The following is a 7578-nucleotide window of genomic DNA, read 5'->3' as shown; positions in this document are numbered from 1 at the left end:
GGATCGCGGCTGGGACGTCCCCACTGATGACCTCGGTGTGCTGCCACGTCGGATCGGTGAGTGTCGTGGAGACCACGTACTTGCGAGCCTGGTTGATCATCGCCGCGAAGGGGTCGTCGTCGCCGGCGAACGGCCAGTGGGCGGCCATGATCTCGTACGTGCCGCGGCCGAACAGGTACTCCTTCTCGACGCCCATCGAGGCCCCGATGTGGCCCTCGATGACGTCGTCCCAGTAGGTGACGGTCCAGCCGCCGTACGTGAAGCCGCCCGACGGGTCCTCCTCGGGGCCGCCCGGGGCCTGGATCACGCCGTCGAGGGTGATGAACGACGAGACGACGAGCTTGCGCATGGGTGTGCCTCCTGTCCTGCGGTCGCTTGCTCCCCGGGACGGAATGCTCCGAGAGAGTCGAGCGGCGCCCGATGCGACCTCTGCCTCCGCTACGAACGCGACCGGCGAGATCGACACCCGGCGCAGGAGATTCTTCCCCGCGATCGTCAACGGAAGGGACGAGGGCGGGCAGACACAGCATCCAGAGGTGGCGGAGGACGGCCGCTCAGGGGTCGTCGTGCCGGCGGCCGGGCACGGCGAAGTCGTCGTGTACGAGAGCGACGACGGCGTCTGGACGCTCGTGGGGAAGCAGGTGGCCCGCGTCGGAGACCAGGTGGAACGGTACGCCGGGGAGCATCCGCGCGACGGCGCGGGACAGCGGACCCGTTGGGAGGAACGCGTCGTGGCGGCCCGCAACGACCACGCATGGCGTGCCGGCCGTACGGCGACGTGTCGACGCCGGGACGGGGGCGGGCGCCAGTGACGTCCTGACATGGCGGCCGACGAGGCTCATCCACGTCGTCAGCGACGGTGGCGGGCCGTGGCCGGGCGCCATCATCATCCGCAGCAGCACCTCCGACGTGTCGGCATCCGGACGGCGGAGCCACGGCAGGGTCGGCGCCATCACCCGAGGTGTGACACGCAGCCGGATCAGTCCCGCCGGGTCGATCAGCAGCATCCCCGCGGCGGGGGCACCGGCGGCGACGGCCTGCAGCACGACGCGCGCCCCCAGCGAGTGTCCAACGAGCACGGCCGGCGCGTCGGTGATCCTGGGGAGGAGGTCGGCCAGCCAGCTGCCATAGGCGTCCCGCGGCCGTCGTGGCCGCTCGTCATGGCTGAGGCCAGGCTGACCCGGCAGGTCGATCGCAAGGACGCGGTGGGTCGCGACAAGCATCCCGATGAGCTCGAGCGAGGTAGCGGCGCAGAAGTTCGTGCCGGCCAGCAGCACGAGCGGATCGCCGTCGCCGGCTGTGACGATGTGGGTCGGACCGAGGGTGCTGGCCATGTGGTCGCGGGAGTGGTCCACGTCCCAGCGGTCCAGGGCGTCGACGGCGAAGGCGCGGATCGCGTCGCGGCCGGCGGTGGATCGGTAGATGCTCATGCTGTGCAGCGCAGGTCGCAAGGGTACGGTGCCGGCGATCGCCGCAGTCGCATCAGGCCCTCACTCACCGTGAGCGGCGTTGCCGGCAAGGACGTGCCAGGCGAGGCTGGCGGCGTCCGTGACGAGATCGTGGAGCTCGGCCTCGATGTGGGCTGCGGCGGGCGGCGGGCCGAGGCGACGCAAGGTGGCGGTCGGGTCGCCGGCCGGCCGGGGGCGGATGTCGATCTGGTCGAGTGGCCCGCGGGCGATGAACAGGTCGCGCGCGACAAGATCAGCGACGGCGGTCGGCGCGCTGTCGGGTTGGGCGTCGTCGGCGCGTTCGCCAGTGCCGGCGCGGTGGGCGCGCAGCCCGGCGAGCAGCTGGTCGCGGTCGCGACCCCGCAGTCGCGGGAGCAGGAACGGGTCGTCGTCGAACGTCTGCGCGAGGGTGTAGTGGACCGCGGCGACGTGCTTGCACGGGTTCGCCGCGTCGGGGCACGAGCACGATGTCGACAGCTCCCGCGGGCGCGGGAACAGCGACACGCCACAGGCCTGCAGCGCGTCGTCGATGTCGTCGGGCATCCGTCCGTCGAGCAGCGCGGCCGCGTGGCGCACCTCGCCGGCCAGGGCTTCGAGGATGCTGTCCCAGGTCGTGTCGTCGAAGACCGGCAGGGTCAGCGTCACGCGGTACGGACGGGCGCGGGTACCTTGAACGTTCGCGGTCACCCGGCCGGGACGTACGGTCAGGTTCGCCACGCGGCCCTGGCGCGCGTAGGTCCGCCCTCGTGGCAGGCGGTTGGCGTAGACGGCGCCGAGCGCCTCCAGGGCGCCGATCCACCGCTTGCCCCACCACGTCAGGCCGAAGCGTGTCACCATGCCCGGCCCTCCGCGACGCGCAGCCAGTGTGTGCCTGTCATCATGCGGCCTCGTCCTCGTCGGAGATGTCGGCGGTCGACAACGAGACCAGGTCGTGCAGCGCATCGTCGTCGAGCTCGGTGATCCACGTCTCCCCGGTGCCGACGACGGCGTCGGCCAGCGCGCGCTTCCGCTCCAGCAGGGCGGCGACGCGCTCCTCGACCGTGCCGGCGGTGACCAGCTTGTGCACCGTCACGGCACGCATCTGCCCGATCCGGTAGGCGCGGTCGGTCGCCTGATCCTCGACGGCGGGGTTCCACCAGCGGTCGTAGTGCACGACATGGGTCGCCGCGGTCAGGTTCAACCCGGTCCCGCCAGCCTTGATCGACACCAGCAGCACCGGCGACGGCTCCTCCCCCGCCTGGAACGCCGCGACCATCGCGTCGCGGGCCACCGCGCTGACGCCGCCGTGCAGGAACGGGATCTCGGCGACGTCGAGGCGCGCGGCGAGATGGCGGGCCAGCAGGTCGCCCATGGCGCGGTACTGGGTGAACACCAGCGCACGATCACCCGCAGCAGCGACCTCGGTGAGCATCTCGGCGGTGCGCGCGAGCTTGCCTGAGCGGCCCTGCAGCGGTCCCCGCTCACCCAGGTACTGGGCGGGGTGGTTGCAGATCTGCTTGAGCGCGGTCAGCAGCGCCAGGATCTGCCCACGCCGGTCGATGCCGTCCTCGGCGAGGCCCGCGTTGAAGACGCGGTCGACCGCCGCCTGGTACAGCGTCGCCTGCTCGCGCGTGAGGTTGCAGACGACCGTGGCTTCCTGCTTGGGCGGCAGGTCGGTCGCGACCTCGGTCTTGGTGCGGCGCAGCAGGAACGGTGCGACGATGCGGCGCAGCCTGTCAGCGGCCCCGGTGTCGCCCCAGCGTTCGACGGGGACGGCATAGCGCTCGCGGAACCGTGTGAACGACCCCAGCAGGCCGGGATTGGCGAAATCGACGATCGCCCACAGCTCCGCCAGCCTGTTCTCGACCGGTGTGCCGGTCAGCGCGACGCGCGCCTGGGCCGGGACCCGGCGCACCGCGCGTGCTGCCTTCGACGCGTGGTTCTTGACCTGTTGCGCCTCGTCGAGCACGACCGTGTCCCAGTCGACCTCGGCGAGCAGGTCGACGTCGCGGCGGACCAGCCCGTAGCTGGTGACCGTGACCGAGCCCGGCACGAACGCGTCGGGCTCGGTCGCACGGCCCGGTCCGTGGTGGCGCAGCACGGGCAGGTCTGGCGCGAACCGCGCCAGTTCGCGCTCCCAGTTGCCGACCACCGACGTGGGGCAGACGACGAGGTGCGGTCGGTCGTCGGCCCGCGCTGCCAGCAGCGCGATCGACTGCAGGGTCTTGCCCAGGCCCATGTCGTCGGCCAGCACCGTGCCCAGTCCGAGGCCCGCCATCGTCTGCAGCCACGCCACGCCGCGCTGCTGATACGCGCGCAGGGTGGCGACGACGCCGGTCAGGTCCGGTGCCGCGCCGGTGGCGCCCGTGCGAAGCCGCGTCACGAGGTCCGCCAGACTCCCTGCGGCGACCGCTTCGACGCTGCCCAGGCGGGGATCGTCACGCTCGCCGGCCAGAGCGGCCGCCAGCGCCTCGCCGGGTGCCAGGCGACCGGTCGTCGCCGCCAGGTCCGCCAGGCGCAGCGCCTCGTCGGGGTCGACGCGCACCCACCGACCACGCCAGGAGACCAGCGGCTGCTTGAGCGCGACGATCTCGGCGAACTCGTCGGCGTCGAGCGTGTCCTCGCCCAGCGCGACCTCCCAGCGGAACGCGCCCAGCGCCTCCGCGTCCAATCCGGCACCCGCCAGCCCCGCACCGGGAGTCGGCGGTGCCGAGCCGACACGCATGCGCGCACGCAGACGACGTTGTCCGCTGCTGGTCAACTCGGTCGGCAACAGGATCCCGAGCCCGGCGGCGGAGAGGTCGCCCGCAGCGTCCAGCAGGTCGGCGGCGTCGTCGGTGTCCAGGTCGATCCCCGCCGGTCGGGACTGCGTGAGGCTCGGGCGCAGGGGATCGAACAGCCGGGCGGCCTCGGCGAGCCCTCGGATCAGCGCCTCGTGTGCGTCGCCGACGCGCATGCCGCCGAGGTCCACGCGGGCGTCGGCGGCGTCCCACACCAGGTCGGCGTCGACGATGAGGCTGGGGTCGTCGGCCGCCTGCAACAGGTAGTCGACATGCCACCCACGCTCGTCGGCGGGCACCCTCGACGGTGGCGTGGCCAGACGCAGGCACAGTCGGGCGCGGGTTTCCTCGTGGAGGCGCACCGCCACGCTCCACCCGGCCAGCCGCTCCGCATGGAGCGGCGCGTCGCCGTCGAGGCCCCCGACGATCGGATCGACCGGGTCGGTCAGGGCGGCGAGCCAGGTGTGCGGCCACCTGGCGAGGTGCCCAGGCGTGACCGGCACACGGGGGGAGGCCGCGTCACGGACGAACGCGTCGGCGACGGCGTTGCCGAAGACTGCGACCAGATCAGCCGGCGACCAGACCCTGTCCTCGCCCTCTACCCGCAGGGCGTGTGCCGCCGGTGGCAGGCGTGCCGCCAGCGTGGCGAGACGGTCATCGCCTCGACCGGCAAGTGCCCAGCCGGCGACGCCGACGTCGCCGGCGGCCCGCATGGTCGGTAGCACGCGGCCGGCGGCGACGAGCTCGAGCGCGACCTTGGCCGCGACGCTCCAGGCGAGCAGCGCGTCGGACGGCCGCTGGCGTCCCGGCCAGCGGTTCGGCGGTGCGGCAGGGGACGGCAACGCGGCAAGCGCCGCGGCCGCCGTCCGTACCGGCACCAGGCGGGTCGGGACCTCCGCGACATCGACGCGCTTGTAGGCTCGCGGGGTGCGCGGTAGCACCGTCGGAAGCAGGGCGGGAACGCCTGACGGAAAGCCCAGGCGCGTCATGTCGTCAACGAGGTCGTCGCCGCCCCACAACGCGAGATGGCCGCGGGACGGGACGGGATCGCCGGGCCAGAACGTGGCCTGGAGCGTCCGGGGGACCGTTGAGGGTGTCATCGAAGGTGTCGGTGCTCCCTGGCAGATCGGGATCCGGGACGGGCGTCCGAAATTGTCCTCGTGGGCGCCGATGACGGCGGCTCCACGAGCCGGCCGCCGATTCAAGCACGTCCGCTGTGTGGACGCATCCCGCGTCGGACGCTGGTCGGTTGTCCCATCGTCCATCCGCGGCCGCCACGGCGCGTTGACGTCGGCGGTCACCGCATGCGACGCTCGCTGGCATGACCGACCACGTCAGGGGCGCACGGTCCCGGCAGGAACGCATCTTCCGGGACGGCGTCCGTGGCACCCGCCCTGCGGTGCCGGTGGCGCCCGGCGCCCTGGCGGATGCTGCCCGACGGAAGCTGTCACGGGCCGCGTGGGCCTACGTCGAGGGTGGTGCAGGACTCGAATCGACCATGCGGGCGAACCGGGCGGCGTTCGACCGGTGGCGGATCGTGCCGCGTGTCCTGGTCGACACCTCGACGAGGGATCTCGGCGTCACACTGTTCGGGCGAAGGCTGCCAGCGCCCCTCCTGCTCGCGCCGATCGGTGTGCTCGAGATGGCGCACGCCGACGCCGACGTCGCGGTCGCCGAGGCCGCCGCGGCCACCGGCGTGCCGATGATCTTCTCGAGCCAGGCCTCACGACCGATGGAGGAGTGCGCCGCGGTGATGGGTGAGGCGCCGCGCTGGTTCCAGCTCTACTGGAGCCAGTCGACGGATCTCGCGCTGAGCTTCGTCCGGCGTGCCGAGGCGATCGGCTGCGACGCGCTCGTGCTGACGCTGGACACGACGGCGCTCGGCTGGCGACCCCGCGACCTCGACCTTGCCTACCTGCCGTTCCTGCGTGGCAAGGGGCTCGCGCAGTACACCAGCGACTCGGAGTTCCAGCGCCAGGTGGACGACGATCTCGAGACGTTCGAACGCGACACGGGTCGCGTGACGGCTGCGGCGATCGCGGCGCTCGTGCAGATGGCCCGCGCGCATCCGGGCCGGTTCCGCGACACGATCACCTCCGATGCTCCCGTGGCAGCCGTGCGACGGTTCATCTGCACCTTCTCGAAGGCCTCGTTGAACTGGGACGACGTGGCGTTCCTACGCGAGCACACCGACCTGCCGCTGCTGCTCAAGGGCATCGAGCACCCCGACGACGCGCGCCGGGCACGGGACCTGGGCGTGGACGGCGTGATCGTCTCCAACCACGGTGGGCGGCAGATCGACGGCGCGATCGGCGCGCTCGACGCGCAGCCCGGCGTCGTGGCCGCCGTCGGCGACGACCTGACGGTGCTGTTCGACAGCGGCATCCGGTGCGGTGCCGACGCCTTCAAAGCGCTCGCGCTCGGCGCGCAGGCGGTGTGCCTCGGGCGTCCCTACGTCCATGGCCTGGCGGTGGCGGGTGGGCGCGGCGTGGCCGAGGTCATCGCCAACCTGCTGTCCGACTTCGAGCTCACGATGGCGTTGTCGGGCTGCTCCGCGATCGCCGACATCACAGCCGACCGCCTCGCCCCCGCCGACACCGTCACCTGACCGATCTGGGACGTTCTGTCGGTTCTGTGTTGGGGCGCGTCCCCATTGCGGTGGTGGTGACGCGCTCTGGGGACGTTCTGTCGGCTCCGTGTTGGGGCGCGTCCCCATGCGGTGGCGGTCACTCGATCTGGGGAACATCTGGCGGTTCTGCGTTGGGGGACGTCCCCATGCGGTGGCGGTCACTCGATCTGGGTCGTCGGTTACGACGACTGCTCGACAGGTTCCCAGCGCCTGGAGTCCCACGACCGCATGATCGCCTGCTGCACCCGCGCGACCGCGAGCGCCTCGGCGAACCCCGGTGCGCCCTGGACACCGGTCGCGACCGACTGCAGGAACTCGTGGGCCTCGATGACCTTCAGGTCGTCGTAACCCAGCCCGACGCCCCAGCCGGGGTTGAAGTGTCCGTGGTGGGGATGTGCCGGGCCGCTGAGCACTGTCGTCCAGCCGTCCTCAGCTGGGCGCTCGTCGTCGCGCCACTGGATGTGGAGCTCGTTCATGCGCTCGAAGGTCCAGCGCAGCGCGCCCCGCGTGCCGTGGATCTCGAACGCCATGTCGCACTTCGCTCCGGTGATCACGCGACAGGACTCCAGCAGGCCCCGCGCGCCGCTGGCGAAGTGGACCAGCGCTGACGTAGTCCTCGTTGGTGACGCCACCCCGCGGGCTGTCGGCGTCACCCACGTCGTAGTGGGTCCCCTCGCCGGACGGGAGCGGGCGCTGCCGGATGAACGTCTCGCGATCTGCGACCACTCCGTCGATCGGCCCG

6 protein-coding genes are annotated in these 7578 nt (G+C 72.2%); 1 reads left to right on the top strand and 5 read right to left on the bottom strand.

The window, feature by feature from the left end:
• The 4 genes from VK923_13720 to VK923_13705 all read right to left on the bottom strand — a co-directional run.
• The coding region (locus tag VK923_13720; GenBank protein ID HSJ45733.1) for a dihydrofolate reductase family protein at window positions 1-349 on the bottom strand (349 nt) is incomplete at its 3' end.
• A 205-nt stretch (window positions 350-554) separates the two neighbouring features.
• Window positions 555-1430, bottom strand: coding sequence for an alpha/beta fold hydrolase (locus tag VK923_13715; GenBank protein HSJ45732.1), 876 nt, complete (start codon window positions 1428-1430; stop codon window positions 555-557).
• Between the two features lie 60 nt (window positions 1431-1490).
• Window positions 1491-2285 (bottom strand): SWIM zinc finger family protein, encoded by a 795-nt coding sequence (locus tag VK923_13710; protein HSJ45731.1) that lies wholly within the window; start codon window positions 2283-2285, stop codon window positions 1491-1493.
• A gap of 40 nt (window positions 2286-2325) precedes the next feature.
• Window positions 2326-5307 carry a DEAD/DEAH box helicase gene (locus VK923_13705; protein HSJ45730.1) on the bottom strand — a complete coding sequence of 994 codons (2982 nt, stop codon included), beginning with the start codon at window positions 5305-5307 and terminating at the stop codon, window positions 2326-2328.
• Window positions 5308-5528: 221 nt separating this feature from the next.
• Here VK923_13705 and VK923_13700 point away from each other — a divergent pair, with 221 nt between their 5' ends.
• Window positions 5529-6815, top strand: coding sequence for an alpha-hydroxy-acid oxidizing protein (locus VK923_13700; GenBank protein HSJ45729.1), 1287 nt, complete (start codon window positions 5529-5531; stop codon window positions 6813-6815).
• Window positions 6816-7015: 200 nt separating this feature from the next.
• On the opposite strand, the gene VK923_13695 is transcribed toward VK923_13700, so the two are convergent.
• Window positions 7016-7468 (bottom strand): Gfo/Idh/MocA family oxidoreductase, encoded by a 453-nt coding sequence (locus VK923_13695; protein HSJ45728.1) that lies wholly within the window; start codon window positions 7466-7468, stop codon window positions 7016-7018.
• Window positions 7469-7578 lie beyond the last annotated feature (110 nt).

The sequence above is a fragment of the Euzebyales bacterium genome (genome assembly GCA_035461305.1).
In the GTDB taxonomy this organism is placed as follows: domain Bacteria; phylum Actinomycetota; class Nitriliruptoria; order Euzebyales; family JAHELV01; genus JAHELV01.
Note: the sequence above shows the minus strand (reverse complement) of the source record. Positions and strands in the feature narration are given on the sequence as shown.